General features: G+C 57.7%; 17 protein-coding genes and 1 tRNA gene. 9 read left to right on the top strand and 9 right to left on the bottom strand.

Translation table 11 applies throughout. From position 1 onward, the window contains the following. The first annotated feature begins 26 nt into the window (after nucleotides 1-26). A complete protein-coding gene (locus AB6V08_RS16755) occupies nucleotides 27-602 on the top strand; it encodes a transcriptional regulator (RefSeq protein ID WP_368543959.1) in 576 nt (191 codons plus the stop codon). Here AB6V08_RS16755 and AB6V08_RS16750 read toward each other — a convergent pair. After that, nucleotides 599-1,189 (bottom strand): LysE family translocator, encoded by a 591-nt coding sequence (locus AB6V08_RS16750; RefSeq protein WP_368543958.1) that lies wholly within the window; start codon nucleotides 1,187-1,189, stop codon nucleotides 599-601. The genes AB6V08_RS16755 and AB6V08_RS16750 overlap by 4 nt on opposite strands. Before the next feature lie 37 nt (nucleotides 1,190-1,226). Beyond that, entirely contained in the window at nucleotides 1,227-2,072 is an 846-nt protein-coding gene (locus AB6V08_RS16745) for an AraC family transcriptional regulator (RefSeq protein ID WP_368543957.1), read from the bottom strand. Nucleotides 2,073-2,241: 169 nt separating this feature from the next. Between AB6V08_RS16745 and AB6V08_RS16740 the strand changes: the two genes are divergently transcribed. Further along, nucleotides 2,242-2,317, top strand: a tRNA-Phe gene (locus tag AB6V08_RS16740). A gap of 243 nt (nucleotides 2,318-2,560) precedes the next feature. On the opposite strand, the gene AB6V08_RS16735 is transcribed toward AB6V08_RS16740, so the two are convergent. From AB6V08_RS16735 to AB6V08_RS16720, 4 genes are read right to left on the bottom strand one after another with little or no spacing between them, the layout of a single operon-like run. Then, nucleotides 2,561-3,238 (bottom strand): vancomycin high temperature exclusion protein, encoded by a 678-nt coding sequence (locus AB6V08_RS16735; protein ID WP_368543956.1) that lies wholly within the window; start codon nucleotides 3,236-3,238, stop codon nucleotides 2,561-2,563. Between the two features lie 18 nt (nucleotides 3,239-3,256). Beyond that, a complete protein-coding gene (locus AB6V08_RS16730; protein ID WP_368543955.1) occupies nucleotides 3,257-4,450 on the bottom strand; it encodes an SGNH/GDSL hydrolase family protein in 1,194 nt (397 codons plus the stop codon). After that, entirely contained in the window at nucleotides 4,443-5,549 is a 1,107-nt protein-coding gene (locus tag AB6V08_RS16725) for an SGNH/GDSL hydrolase family protein (protein ID WP_368543954.1), read from the bottom strand. The genes AB6V08_RS16730 and AB6V08_RS16725 overlap by 8 nt, the downstream gene beginning before the upstream one ends. Next, the gene (locus AB6V08_RS16720) at nucleotides 5,536-6,927 is read right to left on the bottom strand and encodes an MBOAT family protein (RefSeq protein ID WP_368543953.1); all 1,392 of its coding nucleotides are present in this window, start codon (nucleotides 6,925-6,927) and stop codon (nucleotides 5,536-5,538) included. The genes AB6V08_RS16725 and AB6V08_RS16720 overlap by 14 nt, the downstream gene beginning before the upstream one ends. A gap of 376 nt (nucleotides 6,928-7,303) precedes the next feature. On the opposite strand from AB6V08_RS16720, the gene AB6V08_RS16715 reads away from it, so the two are divergent. Then, nucleotides 7,304-8,257 (top strand): nickel/cobalt transporter, encoded by a 954-nt coding sequence (locus AB6V08_RS16715; RefSeq protein WP_368543952.1) that lies wholly within the window; start codon nucleotides 7,304-7,306, stop codon nucleotides 8,255-8,257. A gap of 142 nt (nucleotides 8,258-8,399) precedes the next feature. After that, complete coding sequence (locus tag AB6V08_RS16710) at nucleotides 8,400-10,313, top strand: tyrosine-protein phosphatase (protein ID WP_368543951.1); 1,914 nt, start codon at nucleotides 8,400-8,402, stop codon at nucleotides 10,311-10,313. A gap of 50 nt (nucleotides 10,314-10,363) precedes the next feature. On the opposite strand, the gene proP is transcribed toward AB6V08_RS16710, so the two are convergent. After that, the gene (gene proP, locus AB6V08_RS16705; RefSeq protein WP_368543950.1) at nucleotides 10,364-11,866 is read right to left on the bottom strand and encodes a glycine betaine/L-proline transporter ProP; all 1,503 of its coding nucleotides are present in this window, start codon (nucleotides 11,864-11,866) and stop codon (nucleotides 10,364-10,366) included. Nucleotides 11,867-12,515: 649 nt separating this feature from the next. On the opposite strand from proP, the gene kdgT reads away from it, so the two are divergent. Then, entirely contained in the window at nucleotides 12,516-13,508 is a 993-nt protein-coding gene (gene kdgT, locus AB6V08_RS16700) for a 2-keto-3-deoxygluconate transporter (protein ID WP_368543949.1), read from the top strand. A 514-nt stretch (nucleotides 13,509-14,022) separates the two neighbouring features. Here the strand turns inward: kdgT and AB6V08_RS16695 are convergent. Continuing rightward, entirely contained in the window at nucleotides 14,023-14,898 is an 876-nt protein-coding gene (locus tag AB6V08_RS16695) for a diguanylate cyclase regulator RdcB family protein (RefSeq protein WP_368543948.1), read from the bottom strand. Next, the gene (crfC, locus tag AB6V08_RS16690) at nucleotides 14,895-17,249 is read right to left on the bottom strand and encodes a clamp-binding protein CrfC (RefSeq protein WP_368543947.1); all 2,355 of its coding nucleotides are present in this window, start codon (nucleotides 17,247-17,249) and stop codon (nucleotides 14,895-14,897) included. Before crfC ends, AB6V08_RS16695 begins: the two co-directional genes overlap by 4 nt. A gap of 598 nt (nucleotides 17,250-17,847) precedes the next feature. On the opposite strand from crfC, the gene AB6V08_RS16685 reads away from it, so the two are divergent. The 4 genes from AB6V08_RS16685 to phnD all read left to right on the top strand — a co-directional run bounded on the left by AB6V08_RS16685 (nucleotide 17,848) and on the right by phnD (nucleotide 20,703). Further along, nucleotides 17,848-18,183, top strand: coding sequence for a zinc ribbon domain-containing protein YjdM (locus AB6V08_RS16685; protein ID WP_368543946.1), 336 nt, complete (start codon nucleotides 17,848-17,850; stop codon nucleotides 18,181-18,183). 120 nt (nucleotides 18,184-18,303) lie between these two features. Then, complete coding sequence (gene yjdN, locus AB6V08_RS16680) at nucleotides 18,304-18,738, top strand: VOC family metalloprotein YjdN (protein ID WP_368543945.1); 435 nt, start codon at nucleotides 18,304-18,306, stop codon at nucleotides 18,736-18,738. 136 nt (nucleotides 18,739-18,874) lie between these two features. Then, nucleotides 18,875-19,663, top strand: a complete 789-nt coding sequence (phnC, locus tag AB6V08_RS16675; RefSeq protein WP_368543944.1) for a phosphonate ABC transporter ATP-binding protein — start codon at nucleotides 18,875-18,877, stop codon at nucleotides 19,661-19,663. A gap of 23 nt (nucleotides 19,664-19,686) precedes the next feature. Then, nucleotides 19,687-20,703: a phosphonate ABC transporter substrate-binding protein gene (phnD, locus tag AB6V08_RS16670; RefSeq protein ID WP_368543942.1), complete on the top strand. Its 1,017-nt coding sequence runs from the start codon at nucleotides 19,687-19,689 to the stop codon at nucleotides 20,701-20,703. Nucleotides 20,704-20,862: the final 159 nt, after the last annotated feature.

Genomic DNA, 20,862 nt, shown 5'->3' with positions numbered 1-20,862 from the left:
CGTTGGGACTAACGGAGGAGAGAACCGTGCAACGCGAAGACGTACTGGGGCAAGCCCTGCAATTGCTTGAGATTCAAGGGATCGCCAGCACCACGCTTGAGATGGTAGCCGACCGTATCGATTATCCTCTCGACGATCTCAGGCGTTTCTGGCCTGACAAAGAGGCGCTGCTTTACGACGCCCTGCGCTATCTCAGCCAGCAGGTTGATATCTGGCGCAGACAGCTGATGCTGAACGAAGAGCTGACGGCTGAGCAAAAGCTGCTGGCGCGCTATACCGCCCTCACCGACTGCGTGAGCAACAACCGCTATCCGGGCTGCCTGTTTATCGCGGCCTGTACCTATTTTCCGGATCCGGGGCATCCTATCCACCAGCTGGCGGATCAGCAGAAGCGGGCGGCGCATGATTTTACGCATGAGCTGCTCACCCGGCTTGAAGTGGACGACCCGGCGATGGTCGCGAAGCAGATGGAGCTGGTGCTCGAAGGGTGCCTGAGCCGTATGCTGGTCAACCGCAGCCAGGCAGACGTCGATACCGCGCACCGCCTGGCGGAAGATATTTTGCGTTTCGCGCAGTGCCGCTCGGGCGGGGCATTAACCTAAGCCAGCATTCCGGCCCAGGCTGAAATGAACAGACACAGCGCCATCAGGCGCTGAAAGCGCACCATAGCCACGGTGGTGCGAAAGACTCTGTTAACCGCCTTCCCCAGCCACGCCCAGCACAGCAGGCACGCAATCGAAATCACCAGAAAGCAGAACGCCATCAGCGCAATATCCCGCATCGGGTGGCTGCTCGCGGGCGCGAACAGGCTGACCACCGCCAGCGCCAGCATCCAGGTTTTCGGGTTCACTATCTGCAATAGCGCCGCGGCCCGCGGGGTAAACCGGCTATGGCTTTTCACCGATACATTCGCGGCGGGCGCGCTGAACAGCTGCCAGCTCATCCAGCTTAGCCACAGCATTCCGACCCAGCTCATCACCTGACGGATCAGCGGATAGTGGCGCAGCATTTCTCCCGCCCCGGCACCGGAGATCAGCACGATCAGGCTCGCCGCCAGGCAGCCGCTGAGAATCGCGGGAACGGTATTTTTCACGCCAAAATGCTGGCTGTTGGAAAGAACCAGAATGTTGGTCGGCCCCGGGGTAATCGAGGCGACAAAGGCGAACAGCAGGAAGGGGATCAGGCTCACAGGTGGCTCCTTTATTATTAGAGCCATGAATGTGCCGCTATTTTCTGGAAACGTCTGGAAGGTTTGTGCACAACCGACGGTAATGCGCGGGCGAGATGCGGTAAGCCCGCTGGAACCAGCGCCCAAGATGGCTCTGATCGGCAAAGCCCAGCGCCGCCGCGACGTCGACCGGCGGCTCTCCCCGCGCCAGCCGCTGCCGCGCTTTTGCCAGCCGCAGCTGGATCAGCCAGGCGTGCGGCGCAAGATGGAACTCGCGCTTGAAGCAGCGCGTCGGGGTGAAGCGGTCGGTGCCGGTTTCACGCGCCAGGTCGGACAGGCCGATATTGTCGCCGATATGGGCGTACAGATAGTCCCGCGCCCGGTGCGCCACCGCCGCGCTCTGAATCTGCGAGGGTAGCCTTTTGCGCCAGTGGCAGTGCGAGGTGATCTGCGCCAGCAGGCCGTCCATCGTGCTCTGCTGGACAATCTTCATCTCGTCGTTGTGCAGCGCGGCAAACGTCTCGTTAATCGACCGCACCAGCTGCGGCTCGCGCGTCAGCGTCTGCGCAAAGTGCAGCGAGTAGCTGCCGGGGGTGGATTCATACAGCCTGTGCAGGGTTTTCGTCAGCCACTGCTCGTCGAGGTAAAACGTCAGATACGTAAAACCGCCCTCCACGGGGGCATCGCCGTCGTGGATCTCGCCCGGCTCCAGTAAAAACGCGTCCCCCGGACGGCTGTGATGGCGCTCACGACGGCAGTGAAACTGCTGCGTGCCGGAAAGGGTGATCCCCACCAGATAGCTGTCGTGCCAGTGCGGATCGAAGGCATGGCCTTCAAAATGCGCTTTGATGGTTTCAATACCCGTGTCTGAATGCTGACGCAGCTCAAGCCAGTCGTTTGCCATACTGCCCTCCTCTCAGCTCCAGCATTGCCACAACGCCCCCGCCCGGTCTGGAAGATTTGTGCAATTTCGACGAGCAAACCGACAGATTGCCGCAAAGTTAAGCAGTTGAACAGCTTTTCCCGAAATAGTGTTGACGACCGTGCGCGATTGCGGTTTAATGCGCCCCGTTGCCCGGATAGCTCAGTCGGTAGAGCAGGGGATTGAAAATCCCCGTGTCCTTGGTTCGATTCCGAGTCCGGGCACCACTATTTAGAAAACCCAGCCTATGGCTGGGTTTTTGCTTTTGGGGGTTTCGGCAGAGTTCTGACCTCCCTGTCAACCTGCGTCGTTATCTCAAACCTTTTCCAGCCCACCGATATACATCAACCATCGATACTGGATATCACCACGCGCAAAAACAGATCCCGTCATTATAAACGGGGTAATAAGCCGCGAAAAGGCGGCTTTCATTCCGCTTTCCACCATTCCACTATTCGCTCCGAAGAAATTTATCCTCTGCCCTCAACACACCCTTCCACCGCCACATCCCCCGGAATAATTTTCGGGCCGCCAAAATGCGGCCGTCGATTCAGCAGGGAAGTATCAAGCACGGCGCGACCGCGGGCGACGTACTCGCGCAGGCTGCCAAGCCAGTAGCGGTGTTCAGATCCGACGTCGGCAGCGTTAATCCCGATAGCCTGGACGCGGTTTTGTCGGGCGAGATAAATGGCTCGCTGATTCTGAAACGCCTGAGAAATAATCGTGACTTCGCTCTGGCCAAACACATCCCTGGCTCTCAGCACGGTATCCAGCGTGGTAAATCCGGCGTAGTCGCAGTAAATGGCGCTGGCGGGAACACCTTTCTTAACCAGCGCCTTTTGCATCTCGAGCGGCTCGTTGTAATTCTCCCGGCGGTTATCCCCGCTGACGATTAACCATTTCACTTTCCCCGCGTGATACAGCGCTGCGGCCATTTCAATGCGGTTGGCGAAATAGAAGCCGGAAGGTTTTGTTCCCGGGACGACGCCCACGGCCTTAAACGGCACGCTTTCGGTTGAAGAGTAAAGCCAGGGGCTGGCGGTATCGACAACCGTCTTGTTTGAGTACGCCAGAAAACACCACGCCGCTAACGCCGCCGCGCAAATCACGCACAGCAGGCGTATTACCGTTTTTCGACTGATGAGCATGGCTACCGTCCCTTTCACTTATTGCTCCAGCTTGTATTCCAGATCCCGCCACAGCGCTGCCGCGCTCGCCTGATACCCTTCGGCCGTGAGATGAATCAAATCAGGCCGTGCCATTCCCTGCTGCGCCAGGCGCTCAATGGAACAGTCGCCGCCCATCCACGCAAACCAGTCCCAGAACAGGGTCTGCTCTGACCTGGCGACCTGCTTTTGCACCTCGATAATCGGCTTGAGCAGCGCGGGCTGTCGTTTCTCACAGCTCGCCGCGCCCTTGTGCATAATGCTGCTGCCCGGGCCGATCAGCATAATAGCCGCCCCGGGCTCCGCTTTGCGTATTTTCTTTATCTGCCGCACCAGCGTCTGGCGGTATTCGCTGAGGGATAAATCAGTATTGAACGCCTCATTTGTCCCGTAGGCCAGAATCACCAGATCGGGGTTCAGCATGCTGAGCGTGCCGGGCCAGTCGTCCTGCCATTTATCCAGCATCGAAATCTGGGCGCCGTTGATGCCCAGCGCGCTGACGATAACGCCCTTTGGCTGCGCGGCGGTGAGCCACAGCCCGGCAAGCTCGGTTTCATTTTCACCCGAGACGGAAACGGAGAACGAGAGCGGCACCCGCGCCGCCTCCGAAAGCTCCCAGCGCCCCTGGCTGTCGGCAAGCGGGATGGCGCGCCCCTGAAGCTGTAATGTCGCGCCGCCCAGCGAGCGATACAGCGCCTGCGCGTTGATGCTGGACTCGCCTTCCAGCGCCGTCACGCGCGTTTCGCTGTCCCAGGAAAGCGGTGTGGCGATATTTCCGCCCAGCGTGAAGCGAGGATTGCTCTGCCGACGGCTGTTCACCGCCTGCCAGCCCTTCGTGCGGCTGAACTTCACGTTGCTGTAGCGATTGCCGGGCACGGCCAGCGGGCTGATAAAACCGATGCCGCCGTTGCCGTACCTGTGCTGAAACTGCCGACGAAGCTGGCCCGAGAGAAAATCGGCCGCCGTGTGCGAATCGCCGATCACCACGATGTGGGTCAGCTTGCGGCGGCTGTTGTGCAGCCTGGCGGAGAGCGCCTGCATGCCCTTCTCGCCGTAATCGGTCAGATAACCCCGCGTCTGCACGCTGGGTGACGACGGTTGCGCCTGCACGGGCTGCGTTTTCTTGCAGGAGGTTAAGGCCAGGCCGGACAGGGCCAACAGCATCAGGCCGGAGATCAGAACGCGTTTATTCATCCAGCGCCTCTTCCGGGGCCAGCGGCATAACATGAATATTTTCCATAATGGCGTTGGCAATCACGCTGATACCTGCACCGGAGTAGTGAATGCCGTCGCTGGCCCGGACGTTGATCTGCTTGCCATCAATCAGCGCTTTCGCTGAATAAGCCGTTTCCTGATAGCCGAACAGCGTATTCACGGACAGCGCAATCCCGCCTGCCGCCTTGACCTCAGACTCGTAGAGCCCGCTCAGCACCGCCATTCGCTGGTTCAGCTTCTCTTTACGCATATTCGGCGGCAGCACCCAGATCACCGGGATGGAATACTTCTCAGCAAGGGCGAGGATCTGGCGGATACGGGCGCGGTACTCCTCCTGCCACTCGTCGCTGCCAAACGTCAGATACGGCTGGCCTTTCGCCACGGGCATATCCCAGGGATCGTTCGGCCCGAGGAACACGACCAGCAGGCCAATATCTTTATGCGCCTCCAGCGCTTTGGCGGTGGCGTCCGGCCAGTTAAAGAAGCCCGGATAGGCAAGCCCGGTGCTGCGCTTGCTGAGGTTAATGCCACGCACCTGATGCTCATCTTTCAGCAGCGCGATCGCGCGCGGCGCCACGCCTTCCATCATCGAGTCGCCGATAAACAGCACCTGCTTATCCGCCGCCAGCAGCGCAGAGCCTTGCTCGTCGTACAGCGCCTCAGAGGGCTGCAGCTCGGGCTGCATATTGTCCGCGTCGCGCTGCGCCGTTAGCCAGCGGCTGAGCTGATGGGCATCCTTCGGGTGTTCAGAGGCGACAACCGCCTCTTTCTTAAACACGGGATTTTCTTTCAGAACCGGCAGCGGTTTAATCTCCGGCTCGACCGGAGCCGGTGGCGCATCAGACAGGCTGGCAACAAAGGCCTCTTTCGCCGCCTCGGCCGCGTTCATCACCTTCGCACCCTGTTTCCAGGCCGGAGAAGTGATGTCTCCCCACGGGCTTTCCCGGTGGAAATGCTGCACCCAGTACTGCTCCAGCGACTGCTGGTTGAGCCATACCAACCCCAGCAGGCAGGTCAGGATCAGGCATGACGCTTTGCCTATTTTAATAATGACTTTTGAATACTTAGAAGTTTGCATAAATAAACCCAGGCACGCCGGACGGTGCGAAGAAAAAAGCAAAGGTGAGAACAGGAACAATAATAAAGGGGATGGCGTACCACCTGATGACGCTGACCATTTCTACCGCGCGGAGGCGTAAATTAACCAGCCGCGGATAAAACACCACCAGCAGAATAAAGGCCGCGATGCTCCACATTTGAGCAGAGGTTAAGGTGAGCAGACTGCAGCTCTGAATATTATGCAAAAGCACCCACGCATCCTCGACGCTCTCGGCGCGGAAGAATATCCACGCCAGGCAGACGTAGTGGAATGTAAGCAGTCTCGCCAGAGTTTCAGGTAGCGGACGCGGACGCCAGGCGCGCCAGAGATTATAAATAATCAGCCCGACGCCATGAATCGCGCCCCACAGCATAAAATTCACCCCCGCCCCGTGCCAAAGCCCGGAAATCACCATCGCCAGCAGGACGTTGATCTGCGTGCGGGACATGCCCTTTCGGCTGCCGCCCAGCGGGAAGTAAATATAATCCCGTATAAAGTTCGACAGGCTGATATGCCAACGGTGCCAGAACGCCTGGAGCGACGCGGCTGCGTACGGATGGGCAAAGTTTTTCGGCAGCCGATAGCCGAGCAGCATGCCCAGCCCCGTCACCAGGTTGGTATAGCCGGAGAAGTTTAAATAGATATTCCACGCCCAGCCGTAGACGCCAATCACCGTCTCCCAGCCGCTATGTTCCGCAGGCTGGTTGAAGACCGGATTTACCAGCGTGTCGCACAGCCAGGTGCTGAGCAGGAAAAGCTTTATCAGCGCCAGCGCGATGAGGCAAAAAGCGGTTTTGAGATCGAGCACGTGGCGTCGGGCGGCGCGAATTTGCGGCATCAGATCCACCGCGCGGTTCACCGGCCCTGCCACTAACGTCGGGATAAAGCTAACGTAGAGCAGCACGCTGAGCAGATCCGGCGGGGCGATCTCCCTTTTCGCCACCGAGCGAACCAGGCTCAGGGAGTTAAAGAGGTAGAACGACAGCCCAAGCGGTAACAGAATCTCGACGACAGGCAGCGGCCAGGAGGCATTGAGGCTCTCGAGAACTCCTCGCAGCCAGTCCGCCAGCGGCATCCAGTATTTAAAGGCGATAAAATAGCCCAGCATCAGCAGCACGAGGAGAGCGGTAGCCGCGGATCCGCATTTTCTTTTCTGCGCCAGCTTCACCAGCAGCCAGACGCACAGGCTCCAGGATAATAAAATCAGCAGCGAATACGCGCTTATATGATAGACAAAATAATATCCGCCGAGCAGCAGCAGGCCATTCTGAACCTTTGGCAGCGGCGCCACCAGCCAGTACAGAATAAAGAACATCCAGAATCCGAATAAAAACTCAATAGTAAACAAGACCGCCATCCGCTAAAGTCCTTTTCCCCTGCCTGCGAGACCCGAGATAATATTGCACCCGATACGGGTTTATCAAATATTCCGCGCACCAGGATAACTTGAGGAATACCTTATATTTTCTTAAAGCTGGATTATTCACTTATCATTTCGAACCAAAATTGCAAATTATAAGCTGGTTTTAGAACGGACATATAAATCATAAGAATAAATATTGACAAACAGCGCTGAAAATAAGCAATAAAAAATCAGAAAATAAATTCATACCAGACAATTATAAAATTAAGGGTAAATATATAACCCGTTTATGTTCCTGCCCAATGCCGAAGATCGCGACCGGCTAACTTGCTATACTTCCTGAAAATCCTTTCCCGTTGCAGGCCTTATCATGACCACACAACGTCTTTCCCATGACTGGCGCCTCCCCACCGCGGGGCTGATGCTGCTGGCCGTTCTGGCTGCAGGGTTTACGCTGCACAGCCACTGGAACGCCTTTATTCAGTGGTGCCTCGCGACCCAAATCACGCTGCATCGCTATCTGGTGATGTATCTGCTGCAGCTCAATAATCACCAGTACAGCGGCGGGCTGTGGCTGCTGACCGGCGCGTTCTTTTACGGCGTGCTTCACGCCATCGGCCCGGGGCACGGCAAATTCATCGTCACCACCTACCTCAGCACCAACAAAGAGAGCCAGCTTGCCGCCCGCGTAGTGCCGTTTCTCGGCAGCCTGATGCAGGGCGTCAGCGCCATTTTGTTCGTCTTTATTCTCGCCGTCGGGTTTAACCTGGCCTCGGGCGATCTCAGCGCCAGCCGCTGGTATGTGGAGAAAATCAGCGCCGTGCTAATCGGCGCATTCGGGGCCTTTGTCATTTACCAGGCGCTGAAAAGCCTGCGTCCGCGAAAAATGGCGATTACGGCCATCGGGCCACTGCATCAGCACGATGAGCACTGCGGCTGCGGCCATCATGGCGTGGGGGCGGATCTCACCAGGGGCGACTGGAAAACGCGTCTGGGGGTGATTCTGGCGATTGGCGCGCGTCCGTGCAGCGGGGCGATCATGATCTTACTGTTCTCCAACGCGCTGGGCATTGTGACCTGGGGAATTGCCGCCGTGATGACCATGTCGCTCGGCACGGCGCTGTCGATCATGGGGCTTTCGCTGGCGGTGCGCTACGCCCGCGAGCGCACGGTGGCGTATTTCGGCGGCGGTTCCTCCCTGAGCTGGCTGCTGCCGGCCGTCAAAATCGCGGGCGGGATTGTGCTGATCCTCTTTGCCACGGTGCTGTTCCTGACGGTCATCCCCATCAGCGCGAACGGCGATTACATCGCGGCGGGGTGCTAACTGTTCAGCTGGGCTTAACGACTGCTTAAGCCCATATAATCATTAAATTATTTCACGATGGATAATTTCAACTGTCATAATTAGTTAACAATGCATTTCTATACTCCGCGCCGGTTTACCTTCACTGACAAGGAGTTATGTTTTGAAATCATCCCTGAGCCCTCTGGCGGCACTCGTTATGATGTCCTGCTTCAGCGCCCACGCTGCAGACGCGGTGCTGAATACCCCCCACCTTTCCGGTATGGATAACTTTCGCGATATCGCCGGCCTGATCTCTGCCTATACCACAACTCATAACGGCGTGATGCGGCCCGGCGTGTTTTATCGCTCCAACGCCCTGACCCCAACGGGCGACGATCTGTCTACCCTTGAAAAGCTGAACGTCACCACCGTGGTGGATCTGCGAACCCCTGCGGAAATCGCCGCGCAGGCGGATACGCTTCCGGCGGGCAGCCGCTACACGGCAGTCGATTTGATCGGCAATAACGGCGCCTTTGTTATCGACCTCAGCAAAATGAGCGTCACCGACGTGGACGCCATGATGGAGGACGGCGAGCGCAGCTTTGTCACCAGCGATTACGCCCGTCGGGGGCTGAGCCAGGTCTTTCGCGAGCTGGCGGCTGCGGATGATGCCGCCCTGTTCCACTGCACCGCCGGGAAAGACCGCACCGGCTGGGTGAGCGCCGTTTTGCAGACCATCGCGGGCGTCAGCGACGAGAACATCATGGAGAACTATCTGGCGACCAACGACTACACCGCCGCGCGCATCAATGCCACGCTGCCCTACCTGCCCGAGTCGATGCGCGATACCTACGGCGCCCTGATGGGCGTACGCGCCGGCTGGCTGCAGGCCGGGCTGGATCAGGTGGTGGCGAGCTACGGCTCGATGGACAACTACCTGACGGAGGGGCTGGGGCTGGATCGGGCGACGATTTACGTCCTGCGCGGCAAGATGGTGCGCTACGCCACTCTGCCGGGAGAAAGCGCGCTCAGAGGCAACGCGGCGGAGGGCGCCGCGGTGCTGAACGCCTTACAGGATTCGCCGCTGTCGGGCAAATACACCGCCTATAACTATTATCTGCAAAATGCCATCGACCAGGGCACGCTGGGCGGAGTGGAGCGTCAGGTTGGCGGCCAGGTCTTTGCCGACGCCAGCAGCTATCTGCTGCGCCAGCCGTCGCGCCTGTACGATGCCCTTGCGCCCGTCACCACCGGACGCGGCATGCAGGATGAACAGTCCCAGGTGTGGCTGCAGGGGCTGGCGGGTTACATGGGAACAGAAAGCAGCAGTGACGCCCGCTCAAGCAGCGAACACAGCTGGGGATCGATGGTCGGCGTCACGCACCGCTTCAACGCGCGCAGCGCGGCAAACGGGGCGATTGGCTACGGCTACGGATCGGTTTCGGCGGCGGGCGGTAACGTCAAAACGCATACGCCCACGCTGTCGCTCGGCGCTCGCTACGGCTTTCGCTCGCTGGAAAGCGGCCCCTGGGTCGGCTTGCAGGGCAGCGCGGGCGCGATTGATTACGAGAGCGAACGCCACCTCGGCGGCGGCTTAGGGACGGCAACGGGCGACTCGCGCGGGCAACTCTACAGCGCGCGGGGCTCTCTGGGCTGGGTGAATACCGTTTCAGGCTTAACGCTGGACCCGGTTCTTGGCGTGCAGGTCGCGCACCTCAGCCTGGATGGTTTTCGCGAGCGCGGCAGCGAGCTGGCGCTGAACGTCGACAGCGTCAGCGAAACGCAAACCAGCCTGACGGCGGATCTGGGGATCGGTATTACGCCGCAGCAGGCCGGAAGCTGGACGCTGCAGCCCGGGATTGCCCTGGGCTATGAGCGCCTGCTCAACGACGCGAACACCGCCAGTCACGCCAGCCTGTATACGGTGGGCGTTGACCAGACCTCGGCGTTTGGCAGCAAAGATCTGTACAAAGCGGGCGTCCAGCTGCGTGCGGGCTATCAAAACGTCACCGTCGGTACGCGCGTGGACTACCTGACGGCGGACACCCGCTCCGATGGCGTATCGGCCCAGCTCAACGTGGCGGTCGCGTTCTGATAAAAAAAGGGGTGCTATAGAAGCACCCCTTTTCGGTTCAACCGGCAGGATTATTCGTTAATGCGCGGGTGTTGATCCACCAGGCGAGAACGTTTTTTCTGCAGCTCTTCGATTTCAACGTCGATGTCTTCAATCTTCTGCTCTACGTTGTCGTAGTGCTCGCGCAAAATCTCTTTTGCTTCCTGGATATCGGACGCCGCCGGGGTTGCCCCTTTCAGCGGACGGTTTGCCGTTTCCTTCATCGTCAGGCCGGTTGCCAGACCCACTACCGCGATAACCATCAGGTAATACGCTGGCATCATCAGGTTCTGCGTGCTTTCAACCAGCGACGCCGCAAGCGTTGGGGTCAGACCCGCAATCAGTACCGAGATGTTAAAGGCCGCCGCCAGCGCGCTGTAGCGAATGTGCGTCGGGAACATGGCCGGAAGCGTTGAGGCCATCACCCCGATGAAGCAGTTCAGGATCACCGCCAGCATCAGCAGACCGGCAAAAATCAGCCCCAGCACGTTACTGTTGATCAGCACGAACGCCGGAATGGACAGTGCAAACAGCGCCACGCTGCCCAGGATGATGAACGGTCGACGGCCAAAGCGGTCGCTCAGCAGCCCCATAATCGGCTGGACAAACAGCATCCCGACCATGATGGCGATAATAATCAGCACGCCGTGATCTTCCGAGTAGTGCAGGTTATGCGACAGATAGCTCGGCATGTAGGTCAGCAGCATGTAGTAGGTGACGTTGGTGGAGATAACCAGACCAATACAGGTCAGCAGGCTGCGCCAGTGCTTGGTGGCAATCTCTTTGAACGACACTTTCGGGCCTTCCTGCAGGCCTTCACGATCGCCCTGCTCCAGCTTATCAACGTGCTGCTGGAAGGCAGGCGTCTCTTCAAGCGCATGACGCAGATACAGGCCAATCACGCCCAGCGGCAGTGCCATGAAGAACGGAATACGCCAGCCCCAGTCGAGGAAGTTTTCTTCACCGACGACGGTTGAGATCAGCACGACGACGCCCGCACCCAGCACGAACCCGGCAATAGAGCCGAAGTCCAGCCAGCTTCCCATAAACCCGCGCTTACGGTCCGGGGAGTACTCCGCGACGAAGATCGACGCGCCGGTATACTCACCGCCGACGGAGAAGCCCTGCGCCATCTTACACAGCAGCAGCAGGATAGGTGCCCAAATGCCGATGGTGGCATAGGACGGTATCAAACCAATACAGAACGTACTGATCGACATAATCACAATGGTGATAGCGAGTATCTTCTGGCGACCGTATTTGTCGCCGAGCATGCCGAAGAACAGGCCACCCAAAGGACGGATCAGGAAGGGAACGGAGAACGTACCGAGTGCAGCAATCATCTGTAAGCTGGGGTCGGCACCGGGGAAAAATACTTTACCTAACGCATAGGCGACAAAGCCGTAGACACCAAAATCGAACCATTCCATCGCGTTGCCGAGCGAGGCGGCGGTGATGGCTTTACGCAGTTTCGCGTCGTCAATAATGGTGACATCGCGAAGGGTGATGGGTTTAACCTTTTTCCTTTTAAGCATTGCTATCCTCGTAGACTTAGCCCTGTCCTAACCACAGAAATTTTGGCGGTCTGTGGACCTGGTGAGCGCTTCGTGCGCATCCCCATATTCAAGCGTAGCAGGTTTACTTACATTGACGTTTTACGTCTATACAACCGAACCTGTTGACGCCTGTGTGGGCAGTTAATGACCTCTTTACCCTACCAGTGTTTATATTTGTGATCAACTTCACACCAAATATGAGCGTGCGTCAGTTGGCTTCAGGTTTTGTCAATTTTGTCGCATCAGGACTTTCTCAAGCCCGCTCCTGAAAATACGCTTTCGCCCGTCACTATTCCTCTGCGAATAAAATAAACCCACGGTTTTTCACATCGAATTTACACAAATTTTAATTCTCAACGCGCGCCGGGAATGTTTACACAAAATATGTGATTCAGATAACTAAAACGCTGTTTTATTTTCATTGAATCATCATTCCGATGATCGCATGATAAGTCCGCACACCACTTTCTGAGTACTTTCCGCTGACGGTTAACGGAGAGAACTTATTTAAATTTATTGCATGGATAACGAATTATCGGCCAGAAAACGCTCTCAATTCGTTGAATTTATTGATTTATTTAATTCACCCTTTTCGCCAATCACGCAGGGTGAGATGTGAGGACTCGACATGAAAATTAAAGCCACCATTGAGCGCATCCCTGGCGGGATGATGCTGGTTCCGCTGGTGCTTGGCGCCATCTTAAATACCCTTGCTCCGAACACCGGCGCTTATTTCGGCGGGTTCACAAAAGGGATGATCACCGGAACCGTTCCGATTCTGGCGGTGTGGTTCTTCTGTATTGGGGCTTCAATTAATTTACGCGCAACCGGCACGGTGCTGCGTAAATCCGGGACCCTGGTTATCACCAAAATTGCCGTTGCGTGGGTAGTGGCAATGGTCTGCGCCCTGTTTATTCCGGAGAACGGCGTACAGACCGGGTTCTTCGCCGGATTATCCGTGCTGGCCATCGTGTCGGCGATGGATATGACCAACGGCGGGCTGTATGCCAGCCTGATGAATCAGTACGGCACCAAAGAAGAGTCCGGCGCGTTCGTGCTGATGTCTCTGGAATCCGGCCCGCTGATGACCATGCTGATCCTCGGCTCTGCCGGACTGGCAACCTTCGAGCCGCACCACTTTATCGGCGCCGTGCTGCCGTTCCTGATTGGCTTTGCGCTGGGCAACCTCGACCATGATCTGCGTGATTTCTTCAGTAAAGCCACCCCGGTGCTGATCCCGTTCTTCGGCTTCGCGCTGGGTAACACCATCAACCTGAACGTGATCCTCGAAACCGGTCTGCTGGGCATTGTGCTGGGCGTGGCGGTGATTGTGATCACCGGTATTCCGCTGATTATTGCCGACCGCGTGATTGGGGGAGGAAACGGAACCGCAGGCGTTGCCGCGTCGTCCGCCGCCGGTGCCGCCGTGGCTAACCCGATGATTATCGCCCAGATTAACCCGGCGTTCGAACCGGTTGCCGCATCGGCTACGGCGCTGGTTGCCGCCAGCGTGATTGTGACCGCGATTCTGGTGCCGATTATTACGGCGCTGTACGCAAAACGGTTTGGGAAGGTGCCGGAGGTGCAGGGGGAAGTGAAGACGGTAGAGATGCATCACTAATCCTGATGACGAGCGGTCGAAGCGATGAAAAGAGGTTCATTGAGGTAAAGGCGTTACCGCGACACCCTGTTCCGGCCGAAAATCGCCGAAGCGTTTCCGTAAGGCCGGGGCGAGGCGCAGGGACGCGCCGAGAGGGCATAGCCTGCAGGGATGCAGGCTGGTGCCCGACCCGATAGCCTGGAGGAATAAGCTGAGGACAAAATTGCCGGGAGCAATTTTGGACAGCGCTTGCGCTGGCCCCGAAGGGGTGAGTCCCATGGATGGGACGAACAATCCGCGAAGCGACGATTTTCTTGCCGGGAGCCAGGGTGGTCAGGGAGGCGGCGGCGAGCCTCCCTGACACGTTCACAGGTCGTGTGGTAACAGAGAAGCAGGGAACGTAAGGTGAACGGAACGACTACCAGAGCCGTATGTTCCCCCTCACCCCTGCCCTCTCCCAAGGGGAGAGGGAGTCGTCTGTGCGAACATGATTTTGTGAGGACCCCGCAGCCCGGGCGAGTATGAAACATCACCCCTACCCAAAAATCTCCTCCACCATCCCATCCACCAGCCGTTTTGCGGAACACAGCCTCGGCATCCCCAGCGCTACGGTCTGCCAGTTCTGCGTCACAGACCAGCTCACCGGGTGCTTATCGGCCTGACACCAGTCCCCCAGCCACCCCAGCATATCCTTATGATCCACCAGCCCCGGCGACGCGGGGGTGGTCAGCCACTGGTGGTAAAAATGGCGGGTCGTGGGCGACGCGTTAATCCCCTGGGCGAGGTAGTTCGCCGCCATGCTGCGCAGGTTGTCTTTCAGCATCCCGGAAACATCGTCATTTGCCAGACGACACGCATCGCCAAACGCGCCCCAGCGCAGCTCTTCCAGCACAATGTAGCAGCGCCCGGCCAGCGACCAGCCGTCGTAGTGCCCGGCGCGCCAGCGGGTAAAAATCTGCTCGCTATGCTCACCGGCCTGCACCGTCAGGCCGCGCTGGGTTAAGGCTTTCTCTTTATACGCGGCGCGCTGCTGAAAATGCGCGGAGAGTTCGTCGTACTGCTGCATCAGCCCCGGCGACTGCGGGGAGCGAGGGTTAGCCTGCAAACGCAGCGCCGTCAGCCTGTCGGTCATGCGGGTCAACGCCAGATGCCCCGGGTCGAGCATGCCGGCCAGTTTTTCCGCCAGCCCCAGGCGCAATGCCGCATTTTCGTTGAGCATTCCCGCCATCGCCCACGGCCTCAGCCGGGTGTGCGTTACGATCTCCTGCGTCAAACGCTCACGAAACTGCAGCTGCTGCGGCCCCAGAGGGGCATGACGCACCGCGTCCACCCCCTGAACCAGATCGACCATAAATTTTGGATGAATACACTCCAGCGTCCGCCCGGGACCGTCCAGTAGCTGTGTTGTCATGGTTGCTCTGCCGCGAATAGGGTTTGAATATCATCGCGTAACAGTCGGGTATCTTCCTGAATCCACGTCGCGGTGGTAATGCTCTGCTTCAGCAGCTGGCTGAGCGATCGGGTCGAATGCTCATTCTGCTGGCGCACCGCGAGGCTATCACGCAAGCTTTCCTGTAACCCGGTCAGGCATAGCGAAAATTCAGCAAAGAACGTCGCCATACCTGCCGTAACAGAGACATCGACCTGCGCCGCCAAAGCTTTACGGATTTGTTCACAAAACTCATCAATATGGTGTTTAAACTTCCCGTGCAGCTGCGCCACATCAATCACGTACCGGGTGCGGGTCACCACGCAATCATCCCAGCCCCAGCCCGGATTATTCAGCCAGCGGGACACGGTTTCCCGCACGCTTCCCGCGGCGGAAGGCTGCCCGGCGGGGCGATTGTCCGTGGCGATAGCGTCCGTGAACAGCGCGCGGGTGTTGAAGTTCAGCTGATTGGGCTGAAAGGCCGGGAAGCTAATCCGCGCCCGGAACCCGGCGTGGCTGAGCTGCTCCTTGATGCGGTTTTCGATAGGACGCATCGCCTCGTTGAGCGAACGCGCCAGCGTCGACTCCAGCTGATCGAAGCGCAGCGCCAGCTCGCGGCTGATTTTGCTCTGGGCGTCCAGCATGATCAGCTCGCAGGAGGAGCGGATCTTGCTCAGCACGATCTGCGCCTGCCCTTCGTCTTCCAGTACCAGTTGCTTAAAGTCACTCTGCTCGCCGGCGCGCAGGTTCAGCGGCGGGATCCCCGCCAGATCCAGAATATGGCCCTGGCCAAAGACGCGATCGATCGCCGTTTGCAGCTCCACCTTTTGCTCGGCAATAAAGAAATCCGTCGCGCACAGCGCCTGCTCGACCTCGTGCTGCACCTCGTCACTCACCGCGCCCTGACGGGTCTGGAGCAGGGTCATGTCCTCCTCCAGGCGGGCGATATTCAGCTCCAGCGCCTCAAAGGCTATCGTCAGCCCCTGATAGCGAAAATCGAGGTACTCTCTGGCGTTCTGCGCGTAGTTCAGCAGCTTGTGCGACGCCGAACGCAGGGCGAACAGCGACGCGTTGGCATACGCGGCGTAGATAAGCTTGCGGATCGGCTGCTCAAAGAGCGAGTCTTCCCACAGCAGGTCGGCGGCGTGGCGAATATGGTCGATATCGTCCAGATCCGCCGTGCGCCAGCGGCGTCCAAGCGCCGCTTCGGCAAAATCCTGCACCCAGCGCTGCTCCTGGTGATTGGGCAGGCAACCGTTGGTGGCCAGCTCATAGCGCGCGCGGTTGGCTAAATAGGCCCACATCGACGAGACCGGATAGATCTGCCCCGGCGAAATATTGCCCTTCATGAGGGTGCCGGAAATCATCGCCCGAACCTGTTCTTCATCGTCGCTGTTGCGGTCTTTTTGATCGAACTTATTCACCAGCGCGTACAGAGGCACGGATTTCCCGACGGCGGAAATCGCCTGGCGCACCTCTTCATCAGAAATCGATTTCAGCTGGGTATAGTCCATCACCGCCAGCACCGCGGAGGCGCGCGCGAGCTGCTCGCTGAGCATTTTTTGCAGATGGGGCTGCCCGGCCTCGTTTGGCCCCGGCGTGTCCAGCAGGGTCAGCTGTCCGAGATGCGCGTCGAGCCCCGCAAGATGCACAAACTCCACTTCAATGACCGGAATATGTTCGATAGCCGCATATTCGGTAAACGGAAAATCGACGCCCAGCGCCAGGGATAAGCGCACTAAATCGTTCAGGCTTTTTAAGCAGTGGAATATCGGCTCGGCGCCCAGGTGGTGTTTTTCAAACGCCTCGCCTTTCTCAATGCGCCCTAACAGCGCGTTCATGTCTTTATCAATTTCCAGGCGGCGCGTCAGCTTGCCGCGGTCGTAGTTGCACAGCCTTTGCTGAAGCTGCTGCAGCAGGGCGTCAATCGGCGACACGTGGGTAAAATGCAGCACCGGCTCTTTCTGGCCGGGAGTATGGCGGATAAGCGTCGGCAGCGCGGTCATCGGCCGATTGCGGTTCGGTAAGACCTCGGTGCCCACAATCGCGTTAATGGTGGTGGATTTACCCGCTTTCATGGTGCCGACAATCGCCAGAACCATTTCAAGCCGCGTTATTTTACGTAATTCATTATTCAGCATCGCCTGCTGGGCGTCGACACCGCGCGCGCTGAAATGCAAAGGCAGGACGTTGTTATTCACACCAGCAATAGCTGCAGTGGTACTGTCCAGCATCGCCGTGGGCATTGATTTTAATGTATCGAGATTCTGTAACGCGAGCTGAAGCAAACGCTCAGCTTCCTGGCTTAATTCGAAAATGGTCTGTGTGTGCATGATAAAAGCCTTTCCTTAACGCAAATTTATTACTTTTATTAAGCCACTTCGTTTTTATTATGGTGTTTCGGCTTATATGATCACGTGTGGAAAACATGTTCACATAAATATAACTCTATGAAGATAATCAAAATTATATTTAATGTCGCGGTATAACGTGTAAAGCCCCCTCCTGGCCGGAAAACCAAAAGATAAAAAGCGTAGCGCATTTTTGGGAAACTTCAGGATATATCATCATTATTTACCCACCTAAAAAGAGAGGTAATTTACCGCCGCCAAATGCGGTATGGCGGGAGAGGTTGTGGGTTAATAACGATATACCGCTTCACCTTATCCGAAATGGACAAGGGTAGCAATTTGATGCAATAAAATAATTGATATAATTAGCATCAATGTTTTCCACCGCCTAATTGCACTCAGCATCGCTTATCTGACTGACAGGAAGTGTCATTCCAGAGACAAATGTTGCTCTGTTTTATATAGCGAATATCACCGACAAGATTGTGGATTTACGCTATACTTGCCGCCTTTTTCGGCACCATGCCGTCATTTAGCTGGCACTTTCCAGCCTGTTAAGCACTTTTTTGAGGATACCGACATGCAACTCCCACACTGCCCGAAATGCAATTCTGAATATACCTACGAAGATAATGGCATGTTCATCTGCCCGGAATGCGCCCATGAATGGAACGATGCAGAGCCGTCCCAGGACAGCGATGCGCTGATCGTAAAAGACGCGAACGGCAACCTGCTGGCCGACGGCGACAGCGTGACCGTGGTGAAAGATCTGAAGGTCAAAGGCAGCTCTTCCATGCTGAAAATTGGCACCAAAGTGAAGAACATCCGTCTGGTGGAAGGCGATCACAACATCGACTGCAAAATTGACGGCTTCGGCCCGATGAAACTCAAATCTGAGTTCGTGAAAAAGAACTGATTTCTGTTTTTTGTCGGCCGGATAAGCGCAGCGCATCCGGCAAAAGCGCCCGGTGGCGCTTCGCTTACCGGGCCGACAACAACTAAACTTAACGGGCTTCTCTTACCTGAGGTAATGATTATGCCGTTAAGTCCCTACATCTCATTCGCCGGCAACTGTGCAGAGGCAAGCGCCTTTTACCAGCAGGCCGTCGGCGCAGAACTCCTCTACAAAATCACCTTCGGCGAAATGCCCAAAGACGATAGCAGCGAAGAAGGCTGCCCGTCCGGCATGCAGTTCCCGGATTCCGCCATCGCCCACTCCAACGTCCGCATCGCGGGCAGCGATATCATGATGAGCGACGGCCTGCCGCCGGGCAGCAGCGCCCAGTATGCGGGCTTTACCCTGGTGCTCGACACGCAGGACGTGGAAGAAGGCAAACGCTGGTTCGACAACCTGGCGGCGGGCGGTAACGTGGAAATGGCCTGGCAGGAGACCTTCTGGGCGCACGGATTCGGTAAGGTCACCGATAAATACGGCGTGCCGTGGATGATTAACGTCGTGAAACAGCAGTAGCCGTCCGGCGGTGGGCGGTCCGCCCCCGCCTGTCATCAAACTCCCCTCAACTCTTCAAATTCCCGCAACCCACACTTAACCCAAATGTCATATTGATGCGCCAGCATGAGGCCACATTTATCGTGAGGCCCCGCACATGCAAACTGTCATCCGCGTCGAAAAGCTCAGCAAGACCTTTCACCACAACAGGGCGCTGCATGCCGTTGATCTGACCGTCCAGCAGGGCGAAATGGTGGCGCTGCTGGGGCCGTCCGGTTCAGGTAAATCCACCCTTCTGCGCCACTTAAGCGGGCTTATCACCTGCGATAAAACGGCGGAAAGCCACGTTGAGCTGCTGGGCAATACCGTGCAGCACGCGGGGCGACTGGCGCGCGATATCCGCAAAAGCCGCGCCCAGACGGGCTACATCTTCCAGCAGTTCAACCTGGTGAACCGCCTGACGGTGCTCGAGAACGTGCTGATTGGCGCGCTCGGCAGCACCCCGTTCTGGCGCACCTGCCTGCGCTGGTTCTCCCCCTCTCAGAAGCAAGAGGCGCTCCAGGCGCTGACCCGCGTCGGCATGGCGCACTTCGCCCACCAGCGCGTGTCCACCCTCTCCGGCGGACAGCAGCAGCGCGTGGCGATTGCCCGGGCGCTGATGCAAAAAGCCAAAATCATTCTGGCCGACGAGCCTATCGCGTCGCTGGATCCGGAATCCGCCCGCATCGTCATGGAAACCCTGCGCGACATTAACCAGAACGACGGCATCACCGTGGTGGTGACGCTGCATCAGGTGGATTACGCCCTGCGCTACTGCGAACGCATCGTCGCGCTGCGCCAGGGGCACGTATTCTTCGACGGCGCGAGCCACCAGTTTGATAACGAACGTTTTGACCATCTCTACCGCAGCGTTAACCGCGTCGAAGAGCGCGCGCAGGCTGCTTAACGCCCCCACTACGAGGAATGGAAATGAGCTATAAAACGGTTGCCGCGCTGGCCTTCACCAGCCTGTTCAGCATCAGCACCCTGTTAAGCCCGGCGTTTGCACAAGAACAGGAAAAAGCGCTGAACTTCGGCATTATTTCGACGGAATCACAGCAGAACCTGAAGCCTCAGTGGGAACCGTTCCTGAAAGATATGGAAACCAAACTGGGGATTAAGGTGAACGCCTTCTTCGCCCCGGACTACGCGGGCATCATCCAGGGGATGCGCTTCAACAAGGTGGATATCGCCTGGTACGGCAACCTCTCGGCAATGGAAGCCGTCGACCGCGCCAACGGGCAGGTCTTCGCCCAGACCGTGGCGGCAGACGGTTCGCCGGGCTACTGGAGCGTGCTGATCGTCAATAAAGACAGCCCGATCAACAACCTCAGCGACCTGCTCGCCAAACGCAAAGATCTGACCTTTGGTAACGGCGATCCGAACTCCACCTCCGGCTTCCTCGTCCCTGGCTATTACGTCTTTGCCAAAAACAACGCCTCCGCCAGCGACTTCAAGCGCACCGTCAACGCCAGCCACGAAACCAACGCTCTGGCCGTGGCGAACGGGCAGGTGGACGTGGCCACCAACAACACCGAAAACCTCGACAAGCTGAAGACCTCCGCGCCGGACAAGCTGAAAGAGATCAAGGTTATCTGGAAATCGCCGCTGATCCCGGGCGACCCGATTGTGTGGCGTAAAAACCTCTCCGAAAGCACCAAGGACAAGGTGTACGACTTCTTTATGACCTACGGCAAAACGCCGGAGGAGAAAGCGGTTCTGGAACGTCTGGGCTGGGCGCCGTTCCGCGCCTCCAGCGACCTGCAGCTGGTGCCGATTCGCCAGCTGGCGCTGTTCAAGCAGATGCAGGGCGTGAAGGACAACAAGGGGCTTAAGGAGGAGGAGAAGACCAGCAAAGTGTCTGAGATTCAGGCGCAGCTGGACGATCTCGATCGCCTGACCGCCGCGCTGGGTGCGATGACCAGCGTGAATAAAGCGGTGCAGTAAGGCCTTTCTTCCCCTCACCCTGCCCTCTCCCCAAAGGGGAGAGGGTGTTCAAGTTCCCTCTCCCTTGAGGGAGAGGGTTAGGGTGAGGGGGAAATGCACGCGCTGATGCCCTCACCCCGGCCCTCTCCCACAGGGAGAGGGGGTTCAACTTCCCTCTCC

Source organism: Enterobacter soli (genome assembly GCF_964208575.1).
GTDB classification, from domain to species: Bacteria; Pseudomonadota; Gammaproteobacteria; order Enterobacterales; family Enterobacteriaceae; genus Enterobacter; species Enterobacter soli_A.
The sequence above is the reverse complement of the archived record's forward strand: the minus strand, read 5'-3'. Positions and strand labels throughout refer to the sequence as shown.